The sequence below is a fragment of the Streptomyces longisporoflavus genome (genome assembly GCF_014649775.1).
Classification (GTDB): Bacteria; Actinomycetota; Actinomycetes; order Streptomycetales; family Streptomycetaceae; genus Streptomyces; species Streptomyces longisporoflavus.
In genome coordinates this window covers 347855-370470 of record NZ_BMTR01000002.1, presented here as the reverse complement: position 1 = coordinate 370470, position 22616 = coordinate 347855, and the positions used below count along the sequence as shown (strand labels likewise).

The following is a 22616-nucleotide window of genomic DNA, read 5'->3' as shown; positions in this document are numbered from 1 at the left end:
CGGGGTGTCGTTCACGCGCCACCACCTTCCGGCGGCCTCCGGCAGGGTCCGTGCTTCGGACGGTTTCACCGAAGGGGCCGGCCCGGGAGGGGCGAACCGGCCCCGGTCGGACCGGCCGAGGCCGTCGGCTTTTGGTCGCGGCTGTTGATTACTGTGGCCGACACACGCCTGTTCGACCCCGCCGAGTCCCTCTATGGTGGCTAATGCCCCAGACCTCGGCGTTCTACCTTTCTGTGTAGTTTTCAACTGACAGCGGGAGAGCCGGGATGTCGCGCCTCGGGGCACAGCCGCGGACTGCGTCGGCCTGCAAGGCCCGGTGCCCTTTCCCCGCGCCGCGTCCACGACGCCTCGCCCGGCAGCCGCCCATGGCGCCTGCCCGCCGGCGCGGGGGCGGCGGCCTTTCCCGGTCCGGCGAGCATTCTCGATGTTCCGCGATCCCCGTGCGGCTCCCGGGAAAGGCCGTACCCCTGTCCCGCATCTGTGTCCACGTCCTGCGAGCGGCCCGTGCCCACGTCACGGAAGAGGAGCTGCGGAATGAACATCCTGGTCGGCTACACCGGGGTGCACGGCTCCACCCACGGCATCGCCGAACGCCTCGCGACACGCCTCGCGGAGTGCGGGCACGTCACGGTCGTCGTGCCGCTGGCCGCCGAGCAGAAGACGGGCGTCTACGACGCGTTCGTGCTGGGCAGCGCGGTGCATAACGGGGCCTGGCTCGGGCAGGCCACCGACTTCATCCGTAGCCACCCCAGCACCCTGGCCACGCACCCCACATGGCTGTACAGCGTCAGCGTGCCGCCCCACGCGGGCCGCTGGCCCGTCCGCGGCGGCGCCGAGCCCCGCCAACTGGCGGGCATCCGCTCCCTCATCCGCCCCAGGGAGCACCAGATGCTGGCCGGGGCCGTCCACCGGGACCACGTCACCAGGTGGCAGCATCTGGCCTTCCGGGCGCGCGGCGGACGCTACGGCGATCACCGGGACTGGAAGGCCGTCGACAACTGGGCGGAGCGCATCCACCACCGGCTCGCCGGCGCCGACGCCGCCGGCACGGGCCTGTGAGCCCCCGCACCCCCCGCACCACGACGGGTCGGCGCGGCATGGGCCCGATACCGGGCCCCGAGGGGCGCGGCGAGATCGCGGACGCGCCCGTGGGCGGCACACGCAGCCTGCTGGAGGCGGTGCTGCGCGAGCTCAATCAGGGCCTGCACGGCCGCGGTTCGGGGGCGGCGCTGATAGCACGGGCGGGCGCAGGCGACAACAGGCGTGACACCAGCGGCAGTTGACGGTGATGTGGCGGCCGTCGCCATTCTGACCCGCCTTCGGTGCCTCCTACGGTTGCCTGCACCCCGGCGTCCCGGCCCGCAGCAGGAGTGGACGGCCCGGGGTCGCGTGATCCGCCCCGGAGACCGCGCCGCCCTCCGTCGGGAGCCGCCATGCCGTCGTACGCGAAACGTCCGAACCGCCAGTCGCCCGGAGGACCACCGCCCCGGGCACGACGCGGCGGCCGGTGGCGACGCGCCCCGGGACGGGTGATCGCCGTCGTGGGCCTGATCGTGGCCGCGGCGGTGTCCGCGCCGTCGCCCGCCGCGCAGGCGGCGCCGGCAGCCGTCGCCCTGGAGAAGGTCACCAGTTTCGGCGCCAATCCCGGCAGCCTGAACATGTACGTGTACGAGCCGGCCACCCTGGCGGCCGAACCCGCCGTGGTGGTGGCCATGCACGGCTGTAGTCAGAGTGCGCAGCTGTACGCGGACAACGCGGGCCTGGTGAAATTCGCCGACCAGCACGGCTTCCTGCTCGTCTTCCCCGAGCAGACCTCCGCCAACAACAGCAGCAAGTGCTTCAACTGGTTCCAGTCGGGCGACACCCGGCGCGGGCAGGGCGAGGCCGCGTCGATCCGCCAGATGGTGGCGCATGCCGGTTCCGTCTACGGCGCCGACCCGCAACGGGTGTACGCCACAGGGCTGTCGGCCGGCGGCGCCATGACGTCGGTGATGCTCGCCGCCTACCCGGACGTGTTCGAGGCGGGAGCCGTGGTCGCGGGCCTCCCGTACGACTGCGCCGATGACGTGATGTCGGCGTACAGCTGCATGAACCCCGGCGTCGACCGCACTCCGTCGGCCTGGGCGCAGGGCGTCCGTGACGCCCATCCCGGCTATGGCGGCCCCTGGCCGCGGGTGGCCGTCTGGCAGGGCGACAGCGACCCCACGGTCGCCAAGCGGAACGCCGACGAACTGCGTGACCAGTGGACCGCCGTGCACGGCATCGACCAGAGCCCGGACCGCACCTCCGCCATCGGGCCCAACTCCACGCGCAGGGATCAGTATCTGGGGGCGGACGGGAGCGTCGCCGTGGAGGTCGACCGGGTGCCCTCCATGGCCCACGGCACCCCGGTCGACCCGGGGACCGGCGCACAGCAGTGCGGTGCGACCGGCACCGTGAACTTCATCGACTCCATCTGCTCCGGCTACTGGATCACCGGTTTCTTCGGCCTGGACGGCTCCGAACCCGACCCCGGCGGTCTGCCGGCGCCGGGCGGCCTGGCCGCGACCGGCACGACCGACACGTCGGTCACCCTGAACTGGAACAGCGTCGCCGGCGCCGTGTCGTACGCCGTCTACCGGGACGGCAACCGGGTCGCCACACCGGCCGCCCCGCCGTTCACGGACACCGGTCTCAGCCCCGGCGGCAGCCACACCTACACCGTGGCGGCCCGCGATTCGGCCGGCAAGGAAGGCACGCGCTCGGCCGCGGTCACCGCCTCCACCACGGGCTCCGGCGCCAAATGCTGGACCGCGAACAACTACCAGCACGTCCAGGCGGGCCGGGCCACCACCAGCGGCGGCTACACCTACGCCAAGGGCTCGAACCAGAACATGGGCCTCTACACCATCGCCGTCACACACACCCTCAAGGAATCACCGACCGGCCACTACACCATCGCCGACGGCGCCTGCCCTTGACGGCCCCGCTCGGGGGCCCGGGTCGGCGGCACCGGCTTCGGCTCAGCCACTGTTCCCGCCCGCCCAAGCGCCGAAGCAGCTGACCCATGACGGCCCCTGCCCAGACCCCGGGGCGGTCGCACCCGCTTCGCCCCTGCCACCGTTCCCGCCCGGTCAAGCGCCGACGCACATGCCCCCTGCGGGCTCTCGCCCGGCAGCCCAACGCTGCGGCACCGACCCCGGTCCTGCCGCCGCTTCCTCCCACGTAAGCCCCCTGATACATACGCACGCGCCCACCGGAGGTACACGTGCCACCCGCAGTCCCGCCGAGACGCCTGCCCCGCCGGGGGCGCCAGGCCCGTTCGCTCCGCAGTGCCCTCGCCCTGTCGGCGCTGCTCGTCACGTTCGCCGCGGTCCCGGCCGCCGCCGAATCGTCGGATGCAAGGCAGGGCGGCAGCGCCGGGCACTGCGCGTCCGCGGGGAAGCTGAAGGTGCCCGGCGCCGAACGCCAGGAGATGTCCTGTCTGGCCGAGCTGACCACCGCGGGGACCGTCTCCTCGGGGCACACCGACCCGGCCGACTGGGCGGGCCTGACCCCCGCCGAACTCGCCACACCTCGCGGTGTGCCGGGTCTGCAGATCGACGGCTACTTCCCCGACAGCTCGGCCACCAACACCAACCACGGCTGGAAGCACGACGCGCAGTTCGTCATCCGGCTGCCCGACCGATGGAACGGCGGCCTGGTGGTCGCGGGCACACCCGGAGTGCGCGAGCAGTACGCCAACGACCGGGCGATCGGAGACTGGGCGCTCTCCAAGGGCTACGCGTTCGCCTCGACCGACAAGGGCAACACCGGCGCCGCCTTCTACCGGGACGGGAAGGCGCCCGGCGACGCGATCGCCGAATGGAACGAGCGCGTCACCCAACTCACGCGCGCCGCACGGGCCGTGGTCACGCAGCACTACCACCGGCCCCCCGCGCGCACGCTGGCCACCGGCATGTCCAACGGCGGCTATCTGGTGCGCTGGCAGCTGGAGAACCATCCCGAACTCTATGACGGGGGAGTGGACTGGGAAGGCACGCTGTGGCGGACCGACGGCCCGAACCTGCTCGACTTTCTGCCGCCCGCGCTGCGCGCCTACCCCCGTTACGCGGCGGGAGGCGAAGAAGCTGCCGCAGCCCATCGGCAGCTGGTCGCCGCCGGTTACCCGGCCGGTTCCGAATTCCTGTGGCCCTACCACCACCAGGTCTACTGGGACCTGACCCAGCGGATCTACCGCGAGGAGCTGGACCCCGGCTACGACGGCGCGACAGAGGCCGGCACCCCCTTCTGCACACCGGGGACACCGGCCTGCGACGCCGATTACGCCTACGCGACGCGCCCGCGCGAAGTCCGCGCCGCCGTAGCGAAGATCGCCCTGACCGGACGCATCGGCAGACCGCTGATCACCGTGCACGGCACCCTCGACGTCCAACTGCCCATCAGCAGGGACTCGGACGTGTACGCCAAGATGGTGCGGGGCGCGGGCCGCGGCGAGCTGTTCCGCTACTACCGCGTCGAAGGCGGCACCCACGTCGACTCGCTCTTCGACACCTTCCCCGACAAGCTGCGTCCCCTGGTGCCCTGTCACCGCTCCGCCTTCACGTCGATGGAGACGTGGCTCGACCGGGGAAAGCAGCCGCCGCCCAGCCGTACCGTGCCGCGTCCGCCCGTCGGCGAACCGGCCGCGGAACCGGCCGCGCTGATCGCCCGGTGTCCCCTCACGGAGTAGAAAATCCGGCAAACCCCGCCAGTACCAGGCACACCGGAAGGTCGGCTTCCTCAACGACAAGCGGAAAAAGCGGAGTTGCCCTAAGATCGCCACGCTCCCCATTCGTAAGGGAGTTCGGTGCGTTCGGGGAGGGTTCGTTCGCTGTGCTGAAGGTGTCCAGGATCGCCTGGTCAGGTACGCCGTGGTGAGCCGGCTGGGGCGCGGGTCCGTGGGCCGCGAGGCCTTGGTCTGGCTGATGGTGGTGGTCCTCGCGGCCGCGGGCGCGGTGCTCGCCGCACTGGAGGCGGCCGCCGAGTGGCGCCAGGTCCTCGCGGGCGGCTGCGCCGCCGTCGCGGTGCTGCTGCTGGCCTGGGTGCTCGTGCTGGTCCGGCAGCTGTCCGCCGAGCGGGCCGACAGGGCCCGGCAGGAGCGGCTTGCCGCGGCCCGCGAGGCCGAGGTGGCGCACTTGGCCGGCGTGCGCCTCCCGGCGATCGCGGAGCGGGTGCGCGCCGGGCAGCGCCTCGAAGGCGTACCGGGGCCGCTGGCCGCACCGGACGAGACCGGTGAGGAGTTCGCGCGGGCGCTGGCCGCCGTGTCCGCCGCGCTGGGTTCGGACGAGGCGGTACGCCGCGAGCGCGGTCTGCGCGATTCGGTGCAGGCCGCCTTCGAGTCCGTCGCCCGCACGATGCACGCGATGGCCACCGTGCAGCAGCAGGTACTCGACCGGGTCGAGCGTTCCATCGACGACCAGCACCTCATGGCCGAGGTGATGAAGGCCGACCACGCGGCCGCGCAGATGACCCGCAAGGCCCAGACGCTCCTGGTGATGTGCGGGATCTGGCCCGCCCGCCGGGAGACCCGGCCGGTCTCGCTGTACGACTGCGTACGCGGCGCACAGTCGCGCATCGTGGAGTACGGCCGCATCGAGGTGCACGGCGGACAGACGCTCTACGCCGTGCCGCCCGCGGTGGAGGGGCTGATGCACGCCATCGCCGAACTCCTGGAGAACGCCACGGTGTTCTCGCCCTCGCGCTCCCAAGTCGTCGTCACCATCCGCGAGGTGGGCGCCGGAGCGGTCCTGGAGATCGACGACGCCGGACTCGGGATGCCGCCCGACGTGCTGCACCGCGCGATGGGCCAGCTCCGCGACGACCAGGACCTCGCCCGCCTGGGCGCGGTACCCCGCCTCGGCCTGGCCTGTGTGGGCCGCTGGAGCCGCGAGCTGGGCTTCAACGTGGAACTGAGCGGGGCATCGGCCTACGGCGGCACCCGCGCGGTGACGTTCGTGCCGTTCCGGCTGCTGACCGAACCGCCGTCCCGCGTCACGGGATCCCACCGTATGAGCGCCCCGACAACGGTGTCATCGCAGCAGTCCGCCGCACCGGAGCCCGCTGCCGCACCCGCGCGGCAGCCGGTGGCCCGGGGCGGGGCACCGGAGCACGCCGCCGCGCACGTGCCGGAACAGCACGACTCCGCCGAGCAGGTGGAGTTGTCCGGACGGGCCGCGCCGAGCGCGACCCCGGCGAACGAGACAACGGCCGGCCTGCCCCGGCGGCGCAACCGGCGCCAGGCTGCCCCCGGCACGCACCGCCGGCCGGTGCCGGAGCAGCGGCAGGCGCCGGCCGCACCCGCGGCTCCCTGGACCCCCGAGGCGGCGCGTGCGTCGATCGCCAGCGTGGTGTCCGGCTCGCTGCGCGGCCGTGCGGCTCTCGACGCGGACCAGTTCGCGGCAGAGGAAGCGCATCGGTCGGCCGACCAAGGGCTGACCGCGACACCGACCCAACTCCCCACCCCTGACGAGCATGACGGAGGCCGGCAGTGACCGGAATCATCACCCCCCTTCCCGACCTGGGCTGGATGCTCCGCCCACTGATCGAGATCCCCGGTGTCCGGCACAGCGTGGTGGTCTCCGAGGACGGTCTGCGGCTCGGGCACGCGTCCGCGGAGAACCTTTCCGGGCCGGTGTCCGACCTGAGCGTCGCCGAAGCCGAGTCCCTCTCCGCGGCCTGTGCGGCGATGACCATGACGGGCCGCTCCACGACCGCGCTGCTCTTCGGCTCCGGTGCCGACGTACGGCAGTTGATGGTCGAGTCCGACCAGGGGTTCGTGCTGTTCACCCACGCCGGCGTGGGCGCGCACCTGGGAGTCGCCACCGACCTGCACGCCGATGTCGGCCTGGTGGCCCAGCAGATGCAGCTGCTCGTGGTGAAGATCGGCTCGCACCTGAGCAGCCTGCCGCGGGATCCGGCCGCCGCGGCGTCATGACGGAGCCGCGGCCGGAGGAGCCGACGGCCTCGGCGGTCCGCCCGTACGTGATCACTCGCGGGCGGGCGGCATCCGACATCGAGTCCCTGGCCTGGGAGTCCCTGGTGATGGCGACGGACGCGGCGTTCCCCGCCTCGCTGCAGCCCGAGCACCAGACCATCCTGGCGCACTGTCAGGGGCTCCTCTCGGTGGCCGAGGTGGCCGCACACATCGGCCAGCCGCCGTCGGTCGTACAGGTGCTGCTCTGCGATCTCCTCGAATGGGGACTCATCGTGACCCGTCCGCCCGTGCCGCCGGCCGAACACACCGATGTGACCATGCTCAGAAAGGTCCTCCATGGTCTCGAAAGCCGCCTCTGACGCGCCCTCGCAGGCGCCGCAACCATCCGGCTCCGGAGCCGAGGCCGCTTCAGGGCCCGGATCCGGGTCCGGGAAGTACCTCACCTCCAGCGTCGCGGGCGCCGCCAAGATCCTCGTCGTGGGGCCGCTCGGGGTCGGCAAGACCACCCTGATCGGCACCGTCTCGGAGATCAAACCCCTGTCCACCGAAGCCGTCATGACCCAGGCGGGCGCCCGGGTCGACACCGTCGTGGCCGGCGGCAAGACGACCACCACCGTGGCCCTGGACTTCGGCCGGATCACCATCGACGGCGACCTGGTGCTCTACCTCTTCGGCACCCCCGGCCAGCAGCGGTTCCTGCCCGCGTGGCGTGACCTGGCCAAGGGCGCGCTCGGTGCGCTCGCCCTGGTGGACACGCGTGACCTGGAGGCGTCCTTCGACGCCCTGGGCAACCTGGAGGACCTCGGGCTGCCCTTCGCGGTGGCCGTCAACGTCTTCCCCGGCAGCCCCGAGCACGGCCCGGACGAGCTGCGCGCGGCCCTGGACCTGCTTCCCGACACCCCCGTGGTGGCCTGCGACGCACGCGACCCCGCGTCCTCGGTCCGGGCCCTGATCGCCCTCGTCAGCCACCTCATCCACGTCGCCACGGAGACTTCATGACCTCGCCCCACGCCGCGTCCGGGCCGGCATCGCGCTGCCCGGTCACCGGAGCCCCGGCGCCGGCGACCGCACTGTACGGATCCGACCTCGACGGCGACGCGATGCCCGCCTTCTACGAGCAACTGCGCGGCACCCACGGGCCGGTGGCGCCCGTCTCCGTCGCCCCGGGCGTGGATGCCTGGCTCGTCATCGGCCACCGGGAAATGCTCCAGCTGACCCGCGACGAGCAGGACTTCTCGCACGATCCGCGCCGCTGGAGCCTGCTTCGGGAAGGCCGGGTGCCCGCCGACTCGCCGATCCTGCCCATGGTCGGCTGGCGGCCCGCCCTGCTGTTCGCCGACGGACAGCAGCACCGCCGGATGCGCGCCGCCGTCTCCGCCGCGCTCGCCGGGATCAACGGCCATGAACTGCGGCGCTCCGTGCGGGCCACGGCCGAGGAGGTGATCGTCTCCTTCGCCGAGCGCAGCGAGGCCGACCTGGTGGCCGACTACGCGCGCAAGCTGCCGCTGCGCGTCATCACCACGCTGCTCGGCCTGGACGACGAGACCGGCCGCCACCTGGTGGAGGCCCTCGCCGGCACGGCCGCCGCCACCAGCGGCTCCGCGGACGCCAGCAAGCGGATGGGCGCGATCCTGCACCGGCTCATCGAGGAGAAGCGACGCCACCGCGGCAACGACATCACCTCGGCCCTGCTGCACCACCCGGCGCAGCTCACCGACGAGGAGGTCCTGCACAACCTCGTGGTCATGTTCGTCGCGGGCAACCAGACCACCGTCAACTGGATCGCCACCACCCTGCGCATCCTGCTGTGCGACCCGCAGTTCCGCTCCTCGCTCACCGGCGGCCACCTCAGCGTGGACGACGCGCTGGACCTGGTCCTGTGGCGCTTCCCGCCCACCCAGAACTTCCCCGCCCGCTACGCCACCCGCGACATGACCTTCGGCGGGCAGCACATCCGCACCGGCGACATGCTCGTCCTCGGTCTGGCCGGCGCCAACGCGGACCCGGAGATCCTCCCGGACGACGGCACGCCGGTCGTGGGCAACCGCTCCCACCTGGCCTTCGGCGCGGGCCCGCACATCTGCCCCGCCCAGGACCCGGCCCGGCTGATCACCCGCACCGCCGTGGACACGATCCGCCACCGGCTGCCCGACCTCGAACTGGCCATCCCGCAGGGCGACCTGCAGTGGATCAAATCGCCCTGGAGCAAGGGGCTCGCCTCGCTCCCGGTCCGCTTCACCGCCCCTGTCCTGCCCCAGCACCCCGCCCCGACGCCGGAGCCCACGGCCGTGCTGTGAGCGGAAACCCCGTCAGCCCCTGCCACGCGCCCGGGCCGCAACCGGCCCCGCCCCTCGACCAGGAGAGCCCGTTGAACACGTCACAGGTGAACACCGCAGCCAGTCAGCCGCACCGCTTCGACCCGGCCGGCGGCTGCCCGCACGCGGACAACGCCCGGCTGCTCGCGGGCGGTGCCGTCACGCCGGTTGTCCTGCCCGGTGACGTGGCGGGCATGGCCGTACTGGGCCATGACGCGCTCAAGGAGTTCCTCGCCCACCCCGACGTCGCCAAGAACGCCAGGCACTTCGCGGCGCTTCAGGCCGGCGAGATACCTGACGGCTGGCCGCTGAAGACGTTCGCCACCGTGCAGGGCATGACCACCGCCGACGGCACCGACCACCGCAGGCTGCGCTCCCTGATGGGCAAGGCGTTCACACCGCGCCGGGTGGCGGAACTGCAGCCGCGGATCACGGCCTTGACCACCGAGCTGCTCGACAACCTCGACCGGGCCGCCGCCGAGGGCAACGGCGTCGCTGACCTGCGCAGGCACTTCGCGATGCCCCTGCCGATGGGCGTCATCTGCGAACTCCTGGGCGTGGACGCCGAATACCAGGACCGCCTGCACCACCTGTCGAACCAGATCGTCGCCACCGACATCGGCCCGCAGGAGGCGATGGCGGCCAACAAGGAGATGATCGAGGTCCTCACCGCGGTGGCCGCGGCCCGCGCCGCGAGCCCGGGGGACGACCTCACCACCGCCCTGATCGCGGCCAGGGAGGAGAACGGCGACCGGCTCAGCCCGCACGAGCTGATCGGCACCCTGATGCTCACGATCATCGCCGGGCACGAGACCACCCTGAACCTGATCACCAACGCCGTACGCGCCCTGTGCACCCACCCGGAACAGCTCGCCCTTGCCAAGGCCGGCAAGGTGGCGTGGGCCGACGTGGTGGAGGAGACCCTGCGCTGGGACAGCCCCGTCAGCTACTTCCCCTTCCGGTATCCCACCCGCGACCTCACGCTCGACGGCACCGTCATCCCGCAGGGCACCCCCGTCCTCGCCGGCTACTCCGCGGCGGGCCGCGACAAGCAGGCCCACGGTCCCGACGCCGACCGCTTCGACATCACCCGCGACCAGACCACGACCCGCCATCTGTCCCTGGGCCACGGCGCGCACTTCTGCATGGGCGCGCCGTTGGCCCGCATGGAGGCCACCATCGCCCTGGAGCAGCTGTTCACGCGCTTCCCGGACCTCGACCTCGCCGTCCCGGAGCCCGAACTGCCGCGCCACGCCTCCTTCGTGGGCAACAGCGTCCACAAGCTTCCCGTGCGCCCGGGCGACCGGCGGCCGTAACCGATCAGCGTCAGGTGCCCGCGGTGTCGGCGAGGACCTGGTGGGCCAGTGCCACCAGGTCCGGGATGGCCGGGTGGCCGGGCCCCGCGCGCCACACCAGGGTGACGGCAACGGGCGGCGCGTCCGGCAGCGGACGGAAGACCAGCGACGGATGCGTGTGCTGGCTCGGCGTCGCCGTGGTGGAGACCCCGACGGCGCGCCCCGCGGCGATGGCGACGAGCCACTCGTCGGTGTTGGTCACCTCGATCGAGGAGACAGGGCGGGCCGACGCCGGCCACAGGTCCATCGTCGTGGTGCCGGAGACGCTGTTCAGGGCGATGGGGTAGGCGGCGAGATCCGCCAGGGTGACCCGGGGGAGCGAGGCCAGCGGGCTGTCCGCCGGCATCACCACCACCCGCTCCTCCGAAAGCAGCAGCTCCGTACGGAGGCCGGCCCCGGTGACCGGACCGCGCAGCAGCGCCACATCGACCTTCCCCCGGGTGAGCCCCGCCGTACGGTCGTCGACGCGCAGCAGCTCCAGCGGAGTGCCGGGGTGCGTCTCGTCCCAGCGGCGCAGCAGCGGAACGGTGTGGTCGCCGAGCGCCGCCCAGGTGTGGCCGAGGCGCAGCGGCCACTTCCGCGGCCCCCGCGGATCGAGGGCGGTCTCGACCGCCGCGAGCGCGGCGGCGGCCTTGTCGCGGAACGTGCGCCCCTGGTCCGTCAGCTCCAGGTGATGGGTGGAGCGGTCCACGAGGCGCGCGCCCAGATGGTCCTCGAGCTGGCGCAGGGTGCGGGAGAGGGCGGGCTGACTCAGGTGGAGGCGGGCGGCGGCACGGGTGACACTGCCCTCCTCGGCGATGGCGAGGAAGGCACGCAGATGTCGCAGCTCCATGGTCATGTCTCTGGAGCATAACCGCAGCCGACTCGGCATTTCACGCGCAGTGCCATGCTCTCTAGCGTGGTACGCATGACCCCTCCGGCGCACACACCATCGGCACGCACCTCGTCGGTGCACACGTCTTCCCCCGCGTCCCCCGGGACCCCGGCGCCGACCCCGTCCGCGCCCACGCTCCTGCGCCACAGTGCGGGACGCGGCACCCTCACCGGCGTCGGCCTGGTCCTGGCCGGGACGGTGTCCGTCCAGTTCGGTGCCGCCTTCGCCGCGCTGCTCTTCCCGCGCGCCGGAGCGCTGGGCACGGTCGCGCTGCGGGTGGTCTTCGCCGCGCTGCTGCTCCTCGCCGTCACCAGGCCCCGGCTGCGCGGGTACTCGCGTGCCGACTGGGCGGTGGCCGGCGGGTTCGGCCTCGCGCTCGGCGGCATGAACATCCTCTTCTACCAGGCGATCGACCGTATTCCGCTGGGAGCGGCGGTCACCCTCGAGGTGCTCGGCCCCCTGCTGCTCTCCGTCGCCACCTCGCGCCGCGCCGCCAGCCTCCTGTGGGCGGGCCTCGCGCTGGCCGGGGTCTATCTGCTCGGCCGCGGCGGCTTCGACCAGCTCAACGCCGCGGGCGTGGCCTTCGCCCTGAGTGCCGGGGCCATGTGGGCGGCGTACATCGTGCTCAACGCCCGCGCGGGAGCCCGGTTCCCGCGCCTGGACGGACTGGCGATCGCCATGGCCGTCGCCGCCCTGGTCAGCCTGCCGCTGGGCATCGGGGCCTCGGGCGGGACGCTCCTGGAACCGGGGGTGCTCGTGCTCGGCCTGGTCATCGCGGTGCTGAGCTCCGGCGTGCCGTACACCCTGGAACTGCTCGCGCTGCGCCGTCTGCCCGCGGCCACGTTCGCGGTCCTGACGAGTCTGGCGCCGGCGGTCGCCGCCATGGCGGGCTACCTGATCCTCGACCAGGGCCTGTCGCTGACGCAGTGCGCCGCGATCGCACTGGTGGTCGCGGCAAGCGTGGGCGCCCTGCGCACCGGCAGGCGCCGGACCGCGGGGACGGCCGACACACACTGAGCGGGGCGGGTCACCGCCGCTGTCCGAGGCGGTAGACGGCGCGGTCCCGCCAGCGTGTGCCGTCCCTGGCGATCAGGTGCACCGCGGACACGCGACTGCTCAGCGGCAGGAACGGCTCCAGTTCGGTCTGCAGCGCGTCGTACGCGGCGTCCTGGGTCGCGGGACCCTCGCTGTTCGCGAGCGTCAGATGCGGGGCGAGCGGAGGGTCGAAGATCCCGCGGTAGGGCACGGCGTCGGGCCAGCGCCGGGTGAGGTCCTTGGTCAGGGCCGTGATGGGGGAATGCGGCCACGGGTCGAGGTAGAGGACGCCGGGGTAGCGGGCGAACTCGGCGAAGGTCAGGGTGAAGGCGTCGTGCCCGGCGAAGAGCGCGGTCAGTTCCCGGTGGGCCGCCGCGTCGAGCCGGCTCTCGTGGACGAACGGATAGAGGACCGTCACGTGGGCGGGAAACCCGGCCCGTACCAGCGGGTCGGCTTCGGGAACCTTGATGGTGAGCGCGGTGTCACCCGGTACGTCCGGCCACCCGTCCTCCGCGCTCCCGCCGTCCCGCACGCTCCTGCCGCCCTCCGCGCTCTCGCGCCCGGCGCACTGTTCATCGGCGTTCATCACACGCCATGATCGCACCGGAGGCCGAGCGTTCCCGCGGTGACCGGCAAGGCCGCCCGGGTGCGTGCGGTGTGGTGGCGGCGTTCGGCTCAGATGCCGGTGACCGCGGTCAGGATGACGGCCGAGTCGTCCAGGGCCCTCAGTCCGTGGCGCTCGTGCGGGACGGGCGCGAACTCGCCCTCGCCCAGTTCCAGGTCACCGCTCGTGGAGGTGAGCCCGACCCGGCCGCGCAGGACGAACAGGGTCGCCGCCGCGGGCGTCTCGTGTTCACCGAGCTCGTGTCCGGTGGTGAGCACGATGAGGCTCTGCCGCAGCGGGCCGTCGTGCAGGAGCAGCTCGGCGCTGCGCCCGTGCGCTGAGCCGCGGGCCATTTCGAGGTGTTCTCCGACAAGGGCGTAGAGATCGGCCACGGTTATGTCCCTTCGACAGAGAGCCGGCGAATGCGCGCGGACACGCGTCCCCAGTGTTGCCGCTGCTGACGCGGACCGCACCCGGCGGCCGGAACCTGATCACCCGATGGTGGCGTCCTACCAGGCACGTTGCCCTCCCGGACAGGAGTGGCGCAGGAGACGGGAGCTCGGGGTGGAGCAAGTGCGCACAGGCGCGCGGCCGGGGACGGTGCGGGCGTGGCTGCGACGGTGGCCGCGCTGGGGCCTGGAGGCGACAGGGCGCTCTCCCTGGGCGCGCGGCCGGATCCTCGCGTCGCTCGCCGTCCTGACCGCCGCCCTGCTGGCGTTCCACTCCGCCGTGCCCAACACGGTGGGCCGCGTCGGCAGTCTCCTGGAGACGTTCCTGCCCTGGCTCGGCCTGGGCGTTCCCCTGCTGCTCGCCCTGGCGCTGCTGCGCCGCTCGGCTCTCGCACTGGTGGCGCTGCTGATACCCGTCGCCGTCTGGGGCGTTCTTTTCGGCGACCGGGTGGCGGCCGGGGACGGGGACGACGCTGCCGCGCCTGACATGACGGCCGTCCAGCACAACGTCAGCGACGTGAACGCCGACCCGGCGGGCACCGCCCGCGCCCTGATGGACGCGGGAGCGGACCTCATCGCCCTTCAGGAGCTGACGGACTCCGCACTGCCGGTGTACGAGAGGACTCTGGCGCCGCGGTACCCGCACCGGGCGGTGCGGGGCACGGTCGGACTCTGGTCGAAGCATCCGCTGACCGGCGTCCGGGCCGTGGACATCCGACCGCGGGGGGTGGGCGAGGGCTGGAACCGCGGGGTGCGGGCGCAGGCCCGTACGCCCCGGGGAGACATCGCGGTGTACGTCGCCCACCTGCCCTCGGTGCGCGTCCAGTGGCGCGGCTTCAGCTCGCAGCGGCGGGACGAGAGCGCGGGCCTGCTGGGCGCGGAGCTGGCCGCCGAGAAATTGGACCGGGTGATCCTGCTCGGCGACCTGAACAGCACGGTCGACGACCGCGGACTCGACCCGGTCACGGCACGGATGGACTCGGCGGGAGAGGACTTCGCCTTCAGCTGGCCCGCCTCCTTCCCCGTGTCCCGGATCGACCACATCATGGCCCGCGCGGCGACCGTCGGCGGCGTGCGGACCCTGCCCGCCACCGGCAGCGACCACCTGCCCGTCGCCGCCGGCATCGAGTTCGGCCGCTGATCAGGAGGAGTTCTGCCGCTTCCAGTCGGACTGCGCGGTGTTGAGCTGGTCGGCGAGGTCATCGAGGAAGTCCTTGGCGCTCGTCTTGCCGAGCATGACCTTCTGGAAGGCGGGTTCGTTGTCGGCCTTGGAGATCGTGTTCCAGTCCGGCAGGTAGTACGGCAGCTGAACGATCGTGGTGTCAGGGGAGTTGAGCGCTTCGGCGGCCAGCCGGGTGGGCTCCGACTTCTCCACCCAGGCGTCCTCGACGGCCTTGTTGTTGGCCGGGATCAGGCCGGCGGACTCGTTGAACCTCGAGCTCGCCGCGTGGGAGGAGGCGAACTCGATGAACTTCCAGGCCGCCTTCTTCTTGGTGCTGGTCTTGAAGATCGACAGCCCGTCGATCGGGTTGGACACCTGGACGCGCTTGCCGCCCGCCGTCTTCGGGTTGGGTATGCCGCGGAACTTGCCGGGGCCGAGCGCCTTCACATGGTCCTGGTAGGAGCCCAGGTTGTGGCTGAGCATGCCGATCTGCCCGCCGTCGTACTGGGCGACCATCTGCGTGAAGTTGTTGTTGAGGTCGGCGGCCGGGGTCGTCTTCTTGTAGAGGGCCGTGTACTTCTCCAGAGCGGCGACGTTCTTCGGGTCGTTGACCGTGGTCTTCGTCTTGTCGGCGTTCCAGAAGGACTTGATGCCGCTCTGCCCGTAGACCGCGTCCAGGGCCTGTGCGATGGACCCCACACCGCCGCGGATGGTGTAGCCGAACCGGTTCTTGTCCTTGGCGGTGAGGCGGCCTGCGGCCTCGTAGAACTTGTTCCACGTGGTCGGCGCGTCCAGGCCCGCGGACTTGAAGAGGTCGGTGCGGTAGTACAGGACGCCGTTGTTGGCTGATGTCGGGATCATGAGCAGCTGCGAGGTCCCGCCCGCCGAAGTCGTCGACGCGAGCATGTTCTTGCTGAGTTCGCCGTCCAACGGGCTCTCGGCAAGGCGGTCCTGCAACGGTTCGAGCGCGCCCTGGGCCGCGATCGCGGCGAGCATGGCGGCACCGACGCCGCCGACGTCGGGCAGGCCGCCGCCCTGGATGGAGTTGTCGTACTTGGACTGGGCGTTCTCGGCGGGGATGCCGACGTACTCGACCTTGATGTCCGGGTACTTCTTCTCGAAGTCCTTGATGATCTCCATCCAGATGCCGCGCCGGACAGCCGTGTTGTTGTCCCAGAAGGTGATGGTCCCCTTGCCCGACCCCTCGCTGCCCGCCTCGCCCGCGATACCGGAGCCGTCGTCCCCGCAGGCGGTGGCGGTGATGCCGAGGAGGAGAGAAAGGGCTATGGCTACGGGGGCCGATCGACGGTGCCCCTTGCGGATACGGGAACTCATGATGGGTTCGCTCTCCTCTGAACTCGGCTCGGTACGCCACACACCGACTCGGCATGCGTACACCGCGTATGGCATACCGCGTCTCGTATATGACATACGAACCGCGGCGAACTCGAAGCTAGGAGGAGGTAGTTGGTTCGTCAACGCATCTGACAAAAGTCGCCGCGGCACGTCGCCCTCGGCGCGGGCGGTACGGCAGGATGTGCCAGGAATGGCTGGTGAAAGGGGCGTTGGGGTGGCGTATGACCTGCAAGCGGTGATCGCGGACGAGGCGTTGCTGCGCGCCGCGTCGAGAGAGCTGCCGGAGGCCCGGCCGGCGTCGATCGGGCAGGGCCTGTCGCTGCTGCCGATGACGGACACGGTCTTCGATTCCGTCACGGACGGCGACGCATCGGAGACTCCGGGATTCTGGCGGCTGCCCACCGGGTTCGCCCGGACGCTCGCCGACTGGTCGACTGCCGGGCCCGTGGCCTACGTAGAAGCCGAATACTTCGGCGGTGTGGGCGAGCAGCAGGCAGCCGTCTGGGACCGGGGCGCCCTCGTCCTCGGGCCACTCCATGAGCCGGAGGACCAGCCTTTTCCGCCCGAAGGCAGCGCGATCAGCCAGGCCCTGCGGTGGCTCGGCGTCGTGGCGGGTGACGGCGAGGACGAGTTCACGGCGGCGGGACTCGGGCGGCACAGGAGCGTCGACCACTGGATCGGCTGAGAGCGGAGTCGGGGACCGGCCGCTGTAAGATCCCCGCCACATCACAGTGGGGGGATCATGGACAACACCGCAGCGCAGATGCCTGGCTCGGCCGCGAGACGAGGACTCAACAGCTGGATGATCCTCTGTCTCGTGCTTGCCGCCGTGGTTCTCGGCGTCGGAGGGTTCCTCGCCGGGCGGGCCGGCGCGACGAGCGGCGACGACACGGACGGAGAGGACTGTTCCAAGCTCCTGCGAGTCGCCGAGAGACTGCGGGGGGAGATCCAGCGTCTGGAGACCGCCGAGGATCAGGACGACTGGCTTCTCGGCGTGCGCACGCGCGCTTACCTCATCACGCAGAACCCCGACTGCTTCACGGCCGAAGCCCGCGCGAAGGCGCGGGCCACCCTGGACGAGTACAAGCGCGGCTGACGCGTCGCCGTGGCGGCGGCGCGCAGCCTGGAGTCAGGTGCGCGCCGCCCGGGTCAGCGGGGTCTCAGCGACCGAGTATCTGCCCGTAGTACAGCGCGCCCCGCAGGCCGAACAGCGCGGGTGTCAGCGCCTTGGAGCCCGTGCCCGTGCCGTTCGGCAGGGTCCAGACACCGCCCGTGTTGCGGGTCTGGTCGTATTCCGCGCTGTTCTCGTGGTAGGCGCCGGCCGTGACATCGCCGTCCCCGTCACCGTCGTAGTCCCCGATGGCCAGCGCCGAGCCGAACTCGTCGTTGACCTCCGCCGCCCCCGGCACCCCTGCGGAGTCCTGGTGCCAGGCCGCTGACTTGGCGGTGCCCGAGGCGTCGAGCAGTCCCTCCGGGCCCGAGGCCAGCACGGTCGCCGAACCCGCGCGGGCCGCCGTCCCGATGGCTTCGGCGGGCGTGCCCGCCACCAGCTCGTCCCGGCCGTCCCCGTTGAGGTCACCCGCGGACAGCTCGATGCCGAAGTTGTCCGCGTCCTCCGCCGTGCCCGCGACACCCGGAGTGTCCTGGTTGATCGTGTGGGCGCGGGTGCCGAAGCCTGCGGCGCCCCCGCCTCCGTAGAACACCCGCACCTTGCCGCCCTTGGCCGACTCGTCGGGGCCGCAGGCTCCGGTGGACCGGTCGGCCTCCGCGGTGATCAGACAGTGCCCCAGCGCCAGGTCGTCCACGCTGTCGCCGTCGAAGTCGCCCGCGGTGATGTCGTAGCCGACGGTCGGGGACTTCCAGTACTCCTGTAGCGCCGAACCGTTCCAGCGCCACAGGGTGGTACGCGAGTAGTCGTTGGAGTACGAGGAGATCGCCAGGTCGGTCTTGCCGTTCCCCTCGAAGTCCCCGGCCACCAACGCGCCGGAGTTGCCGCCGAAGCCGGTGTCGAGCAGATGCGTCAGCGGCTTGTCCTCGGTGAGCGGGCCCGGCCGCAGGGTGACCTCGCCGAACTCCCCGTGCGTCAGGCCCACCGCCACGTCCACGGCACCGTCCCGGGTGAAGTCGCCTACGGCGAGCGAGGCACCGGCACCGCCGCCCGGCGGACCCTGCGCGATCGTCCTGCCGCGCTCGAAGCTGCCGCCGGACGAGCCGTACAGGACGACCACCGAGCCGTGGCCCGTGGCCGACGAGTCGCTGCCGACGTCCTCGCCCAACGCCCCGACGACGACATCGGTGAACCCGTCGCCGTCCACGTCGGCCGTCGCGACGGAACTGCCGAACCAGTCGTTCTTCTCGCTGGTGCCGGGCACGCCCGGGCTGTCCTGGCTGACCGTGGCGGTGGAGGCGCCGGCCCCGCCCGCTCCGCCGTAGAGCACGTGCAGATAGCCCGCGGACTGCCGGCCGTCCACGTCCCCCCGATACACGCCGGTTACGGCGTCGGCGTACCCGTCACCGTTGAAGTCGGGCCCCTGGACGGCCGCCGCCGGCGCCGCGCCGGCCGTGGGGACGAGCCCCGCCGACATCAGGACGGTGGCGGCGCCGAGCAGGGCGGCCGAGAGTCTCTTGCTGCGCACTGGTACTCCACATCACGAAGCTTGCGGGAAAGTGAGTTCGCGTACTGCCGGGCAGGCGGGTGCCTACGACTCCAGCACTTCGCCGTACGCGATGGCGCCGTTGGGCAGCGCGAAGCCGAACGGGGTCAGCGACTTGCCCACCGGGTACGTCTCCTCGGTGCTGCCCGGCGCGAACCAGACGCCACCGGACCTGGGCTCACCCGCGTTCTCCCCGGGCGCGCTCACCGCGGTGTCCCCCAGGCCGTCGCGGTTGTAGTCGCCGACGGCCACCCGGGCGCCGAAGCGGTCGCCGGCCTCGGCCGCGCCGGGCATGTTCCGGGTGCTCTGGCTGCGGGCCAGACCGCCGTAGAGGCCCTGGTCCGTGCCGTTCAGGGTGACGTATCCGCCCGCGTCCTTCACGGTGCCGACGTCCTCGCTGGGCACGCCCACCACCAGCTCGGGGTGGCTGTCGCCGTTCAGGTCGCCCGCGCTGAGCGCGGCGCCGAAGTCGTCGTCCCCCTCGGCGGTGCCGCCGACCTCCGGGCTGGACTGGGTGATGCACTTGTTCTCAGTGCCGAACGGCGCGGTCTTCGAGCCGCCCAGCACGAGCACCGCGCCGCCGTAGCGGTCCTCGCAGTGCGTGCCGTCCGACTCGGGGTTGGGCTGTACGAGGCCGACCGCGAGGTCGTCCGTGCCGTCCCCGTCGAAGTCGGCGGCGGCGAGCGCGCTGCCGCGGTCGCCGTCGGCGTACCACTGGGCGGGCTCGGCCTGCTCGTCCCAGCGCGTGATGAAGGTGCCGGAGTCCTCCATGGCCTTCCAGGTGGTGGCCAGGTCGTCCCGGCCGTCGCCGTCGAAGTCGCCCGTGGCCAGGTCGCGGGTGCCGCCGCCCATGCTGTAGTGGCGCAGGGTGGTGGTGGTCACCGGGTCGGCGGTGAGCGGGCCAGGTCGGAACCGGAGCGAGCCGCTCTCCTCGCTGCTCTCGCCGTACGCGAGGTCGGTGTCGCCGTCGCCGTCGTAGTCGCCCGTGGCGATGGTGCGGCCGATGCTGCTGAACTCGCCCGTGCCCCTGGCCACGGTGGTGCCCTTGATGTTCCACTCCGAGTTGTCGAGGACGGTGATGGTGCCCTCGTCCCTGAGCTGCTCGGAGGTGAGCGACTCGCCGCTCGCGCCGACGACGAGTTCGAAGGTGCCGTCGCCGTTCACGTCGACGGGTGCCACGGAGGAGCCGAAGCGGTCGCCCGCCTCGGGCGTGCCGGGTATGCCGGCCTCGGCCTGGCTGATGACGCCGGTGGACTGGCTCGGGCTCTGCGGGCCGCCGAAGATCACGCTGACGTAGCCGGCCTTGGCCTTGCCGTCCACCGTGGCATCGGGCATGCCGACCGCCATGTCCGCGTATCCGTCGCCGTTGAAGTCGAAGCGCGGGGTCGTGGAGGCCGCCGCGGCGCTCCCGGCGAGGGGCAGGGTCAGGCCGGTGGCGGTGAGGGCCGCTACGGCGGCGATGGCGGCCAGAGTACGTGCGCGCACGGTGGAACTCCCGGGGTCGAGAAGGGAAACGAGCGAGAAGGGAAACGAGCAGGAAGGGCTTCCTTCCGGAGGTGTGACTCACGAGGCGTACGAGTGGTTGTGCGAAGGTGGCCGCCGGGTGAACACGACTCATGACCGGCGCAGTTCGCGGTTGCGGCGCACCGGGGCGAAACGCCCTTACCGTGGGTGATCAGACGGCGATCGGTCCGCGCGTGTCGAGAACGCGGCGGCGTCTCCGTCCCGGGGACAGAGCGGCCGCGAGCGGTGGCCGCGTGACGGTGAGGACGACGCGTCATGGACCCCGAGCAGATCGCACAGGAGCTGGCCGACGCCCACGAGTTGCTGGCACAGGCGTCCATGGCGCGCCTTGCCTACAACGGACCCGACGGGCTGCCGCGCGTCATCCCGATCGGGTTCTTCTGGACCGGCGACGAGATCGTCATGTCCACCGCGGCCACGGCGCCCAAGGTCACAGCGCTCTCCGCCCGCCCCGAGGTCGCCCTGACCATCGACGCCGGCGACAGCCCCGGCTCGGCCAAGACGCTCTCGGTGCGCGGCGTCGTGCACCTCACCATCGTCGACGGGGTGGTTCCGGAGTACCTCGCTGCCGCCCGGAAGAACTTCGACGCCGAGTACGCGGCCGAGTTCGAGCGGAACTGCCGGGCCCTGTACGACCGGATGGCACGCATCGCCGTCGAGCCGCGGTGGGCACGGTTCTACGACTTCGGCGCCGGCCGGGTGCCGCGGTTCCTCGCCGATCTCGCCGAGAAGTCGGGCTGACCACGTCGCCGCACCGTCAGAGGAAGCTGACGTTCTGGGCCAGGGCGAGGCGCCCCGAGTAGTTGATGGTGTTGGTGGCGGAGCGCATGTACGCGCGCCAGGCGTCGGACCCCGACTCGCGCCCGCCGCCGGTCTCCTTCTCGCCGCCGAACGCCCCGCCGATCTCGGCGCCGGACGTGCCGATGTTGACGTTGGCGATGCCGCAGTCGGACCCCTCGGCGGACAGGAAGAACTCGGCCTCCTGCTGGTCGCGGGTGAAGATGCTGGAGGAAAGCCCCTGCGGGACGTCGTTGTGCAGCGTGATGGCCTCCTCCAGGGTCTCGTAGGTGAGGACATAGAGGATGGGGGCGAAGGTCTCCCGCCGTACGACGTCGGTCTGCTCGCCGACGCGGACCAGGGCCGGTTCGACGTACGCGGCCCGCGGCGCCGCCTCCGCCAGGCGCCGGTCGCCCCCGGCGAGGATCTCGCCGCCCTGTGCCTGTACGCGGGCCAGCGCGTCCTGCATGCCGTCGAGAGCCGCGGCGGAGATGAGCGGGCCGACCAGGGTGTTCTCGTCGAACGGGTCGCCGATGGGGAGCTTGGTGTAGGCGGCGGTGAGGCGCGAGACGAGAGTGTCGGCGATGTCGCGGTGGACGATCAGGCGGCGCAGGGTGGTGCAGCGCTGCCCCGCCGTCCCCGCGGCGGCGAAGACGATGCCCTGCACCGCGAGATCGGGATCGGCCGAGGGCGCGACGACCGCGGCGTTGTTGCCGCCGAGTTCGAGCAGGCTGCGTCCGAAGCGGGCCGCCACGCGCGGGCCGACCTCGCGGCCCATGCGGGTGGAGCCGGTGGCGCTGACAAGAGCCACCCGGGGATCGTCCACGAGTCGTTCGCCCACCGTGCGGTCGCCGAGCAGAAGCCGGTGCACGTCGCGCGGGGCGCCCGTGTCCCGCGCGGCCCGGGAAAGGAGCCCCGCGCAGGCCAGCGAGATCAGCGGGGTCAGCTCGGACGGCTTCCAGACCACGGTGTCGCCGCACGCCAGCGCCACCGCGGTGTTCCACGACCACACCGCGGCGGGGAAGTTGAACGCGGAGATCACCCCGACCACGCCCAGCGGGTGCCAGGTCTCGGCGAGACGGTGGCCGGGGCGCTCGGAGGCGATGGTGCGGCCGTAGAGCTGGCGCGAGAGACCCACCGCGAAGTCACATATGTCGATCATCTCCTGGACCTCGCCCAGCGCCTCCGAGCGGATCTTGCCCGCTTCGACGGTGATCAGGTCGGCCAGGTCGCTCTGGTGGTCGCGCAACAACTCGCCGAGGCGGCGCACCAGTTCGCCCCGGCGCGGGGCCGGCGTGGTGCGCCAGGTCAGGAAGGCCTCGCGGGCGGCGGCGACGGCATCCTCGGCGTCGGCGGCGGTGGCCGCGCCAAGGCCGAACAGGTCCTCGCCGGTGATGGGCGAACGCGCCCGGAAGTCGCTGCCTTCCGGGATGCTCGCCCCGACGCGCCGGAGGCTCGCGCGGACACGGGTGCGCAGGTCGTCGGTGGTGGGCAGCGCGGTGGTGCCGGTCATGGTGCTCCCTGGGTGAGGTCTGCGGGCGGGTTCCGGGAAGTCA

22 protein-coding genes are annotated in these 22616 nt (G+C 72.2%); 15 read left to right on the top strand and 7 right to left on the bottom strand.

Annotation, left to right across the window (positions count from 1 at the left end; all coding sequences use genetic code 11):
- The first annotated feature begins 534 nt into the window (after positions 1-534).
- From IE226_RS05710 to IE226_RS05665, 10 genes are all read left to right on the top strand, one after another.
- The gene (locus IE226_RS05710; protein ID WP_190079890.1) at positions 535-1059 is read left to right on the top strand and encodes a flavodoxin domain-containing protein; all 525 of its coding nucleotides are present in this window, start codon (positions 535-537) and stop codon (positions 1057-1059) included.
- Between the two features lie 38 nt (positions 1060-1097).
- Positions 1098-1283: a hypothetical protein gene (locus IE226_RS05705; protein WP_190079889.1), complete on the top strand. Its 186-nt coding sequence runs from the start codon at positions 1098-1100 to the stop codon at positions 1281-1283.
- Positions 1284-1433: 150 nt separating this feature from the next.
- Positions 1434-2960, top strand: coding sequence for an extracellular catalytic domain type 1 short-chain-length polyhydroxyalkanoate depolymerase (locus IE226_RS05700; protein WP_190079888.1), 1527 nt, complete (start codon positions 1434-1436; stop codon positions 2958-2960).
- Between the two features lie 287 nt (positions 2961-3247).
- On the top strand, positions 3248-4711 hold the full coding sequence (locus IE226_RS05695; RefSeq protein ID WP_373306883.1) for a 3-hydroxybutyrate oligomer hydrolase family protein: 1464 nt from the start codon (positions 3248-3250) through the stop codon (positions 4709-4711).
- 235 nt (positions 4712-4946) lie between these two features.
- Positions 4947-6512, top strand: coding sequence for an ATP-binding protein (locus tag IE226_RS05690; RefSeq protein WP_190080091.1), 1566 nt, complete (start codon positions 4947-4949; stop codon positions 6510-6512).
- On the top strand, positions 6509-6955 hold the full coding sequence (locus IE226_RS05685) for a roadblock/LC7 domain-containing protein (RefSeq protein WP_190079887.1): 447 nt from the start codon (positions 6509-6511) through the stop codon (positions 6953-6955). Before IE226_RS05690 ends, IE226_RS05685 begins: the two co-directional genes overlap by 4 nt.
- Complete coding sequence (locus IE226_RS05680) at positions 6952-7314, top strand: DUF742 domain-containing protein (RefSeq protein WP_190079886.1); 363 nt, start codon at positions 6952-6954, stop codon at positions 7312-7314. Before IE226_RS05685 ends, IE226_RS05680 begins: the two co-directional genes overlap by 4 nt.
- Positions 7292-7954 (top strand): GTP-binding protein, encoded by a 663-nt coding sequence (locus IE226_RS05675; RefSeq protein WP_190079885.1) that lies wholly within the window; start codon positions 7292-7294, stop codon positions 7952-7954. The genes IE226_RS05680 and IE226_RS05675 overlap by 23 nt, the downstream gene beginning before the upstream one ends.
- Positions 7951-9252 carry a cytochrome P450 gene (locus IE226_RS05670; RefSeq protein WP_190079884.1) on the top strand — a complete coding sequence of 434 codons (1302 nt, stop codon included), beginning with the start codon at positions 7951-7953 and terminating at the stop codon, positions 9250-9252. Before IE226_RS05675 ends, IE226_RS05670 begins: the two co-directional genes overlap by 4 nt.
- A 71-nt stretch (positions 9253-9323) precedes the next feature.
- Entirely contained in the window at positions 9324-10586 is a 1263-nt protein-coding gene (locus tag IE226_RS05665; protein WP_190079883.1) for a cytochrome P450 family protein, read from the top strand.
- A gap of 10 nt (positions 10587-10596) precedes the next feature.
- On the opposite strand, the gene IE226_RS05660 is transcribed toward IE226_RS05665, so the two are convergent.
- Complete coding sequence (locus IE226_RS05660; protein WP_190079882.1) at positions 10597-11463, bottom strand: LysR family transcriptional regulator; 867 nt, start codon at positions 11461-11463, stop codon at positions 10597-10599.
- A 69-nt stretch (positions 11464-11532) separates the two neighbouring features.
- Between IE226_RS05660 and IE226_RS05655 the strand changes: the two genes are divergently transcribed.
- Positions 11533-12516: an EamA family transporter gene (locus tag IE226_RS05655; RefSeq protein WP_190079881.1), complete on the top strand. Its 984-nt coding sequence runs from the start codon at positions 11533-11535 to the stop codon at positions 12514-12516.
- 10 nt (positions 12517-12526) lie between these two features.
- On the opposite strand, the gene IE226_RS05650 is transcribed toward IE226_RS05655, so the two are convergent.
- On the bottom strand, positions 12527-13120 hold the full coding sequence (locus IE226_RS05650; protein WP_190079880.1) for a 2'-5' RNA ligase family protein: 594 nt from the start codon (positions 13118-13120) through the stop codon (positions 12527-12529).
- An 89-nt stretch (positions 13121-13209) separates the two neighbouring features.
- Positions 13210-13530 (bottom strand): cupin domain-containing protein, encoded by a 321-nt coding sequence (locus IE226_RS05645; RefSeq protein ID WP_190079879.1) that lies wholly within the window; start codon positions 13528-13530, stop codon positions 13210-13212.
- Positions 13531-13702: 172 nt separating this feature from the next.
- Between IE226_RS05645 and IE226_RS05640 the strand changes: the two genes are divergently transcribed.
- Positions 13703-14728, top strand: a complete 1026-nt coding sequence (locus IE226_RS05640; protein ID WP_373306881.1) for an endonuclease/exonuclease/phosphatase family protein — start codon at positions 13703-13705, stop codon at positions 14726-14728.
- Here the strand turns inward: IE226_RS05640 and IE226_RS05635 are convergent, their stop codons facing one another.
- Positions 14729-16084, bottom strand: a complete 1356-nt coding sequence (locus tag IE226_RS05635) for an ABC transporter substrate-binding protein (protein ID WP_190079877.1) — start codon at positions 16082-16084, stop codon at positions 14729-14731.
- 235 nt (positions 16085-16319) lie between these two features.
- On the opposite strand from IE226_RS05635, the gene IE226_RS05630 reads away from it, so the two are divergent.
- Positions 16320-16790 carry a hypothetical protein gene (locus IE226_RS05630; RefSeq protein WP_190079876.1) on the top strand — a complete coding sequence of 157 codons (471 nt, stop codon included), beginning with the start codon at positions 16320-16322 and terminating at the stop codon, positions 16788-16790.
- Between the two features lie 57 nt (positions 16791-16847).
- The gene (locus IE226_RS05625) at positions 16848-17201 is read left to right on the top strand and encodes a hypothetical protein (protein WP_190079875.1); all 354 of its coding nucleotides are present in this window, start codon (positions 16848-16850) and stop codon (positions 17199-17201) included.
- 64 nt (positions 17202-17265) lie between these two features.
- Here IE226_RS05625 and IE226_RS05620 read toward each other — a convergent pair whose 3' ends face one another.
- Both IE226_RS05620 and IE226_RS05615 read right to left on the bottom strand, forming a co-directional pair.
- Entirely contained in the window at positions 17266-18741 is a 1476-nt protein-coding gene (locus tag IE226_RS05620; RefSeq protein WP_190079874.1) for an FG-GAP-like repeat-containing protein, read from the bottom strand.
- A 63-nt stretch (positions 18742-18804) separates the two neighbouring features.
- A complete protein-coding gene (locus tag IE226_RS05615; protein WP_190079873.1) occupies positions 18805-20244 on the bottom strand; it encodes an FG-GAP repeat protein in 1440 nt (479 codons plus the stop codon).
- Between the two features lie 294 nt (positions 20245-20538).
- Between IE226_RS05615 and IE226_RS05610 the strand changes: the two genes are divergently transcribed.
- Positions 20539-21024, top strand: a complete 486-nt coding sequence (locus IE226_RS05610) for a pyridoxamine 5'-phosphate oxidase family protein (protein ID WP_190079872.1) — start codon at positions 20539-20541, stop codon at positions 21022-21024.
- Between the two features lie 16 nt (positions 21025-21040).
- Here IE226_RS05610 and amaB read toward each other — a convergent pair whose 3' ends face one another.
- Positions 21041-22573: an L-piperidine-6-carboxylate dehydrogenase gene (amaB, locus tag IE226_RS05605; RefSeq protein ID WP_190079871.1), complete on the bottom strand. Its 1533-nt coding sequence runs from the start codon at positions 22571-22573 to the stop codon at positions 21041-21043.
- Between the last annotated feature and the right edge of the window lie 43 nt (positions 22574-22616).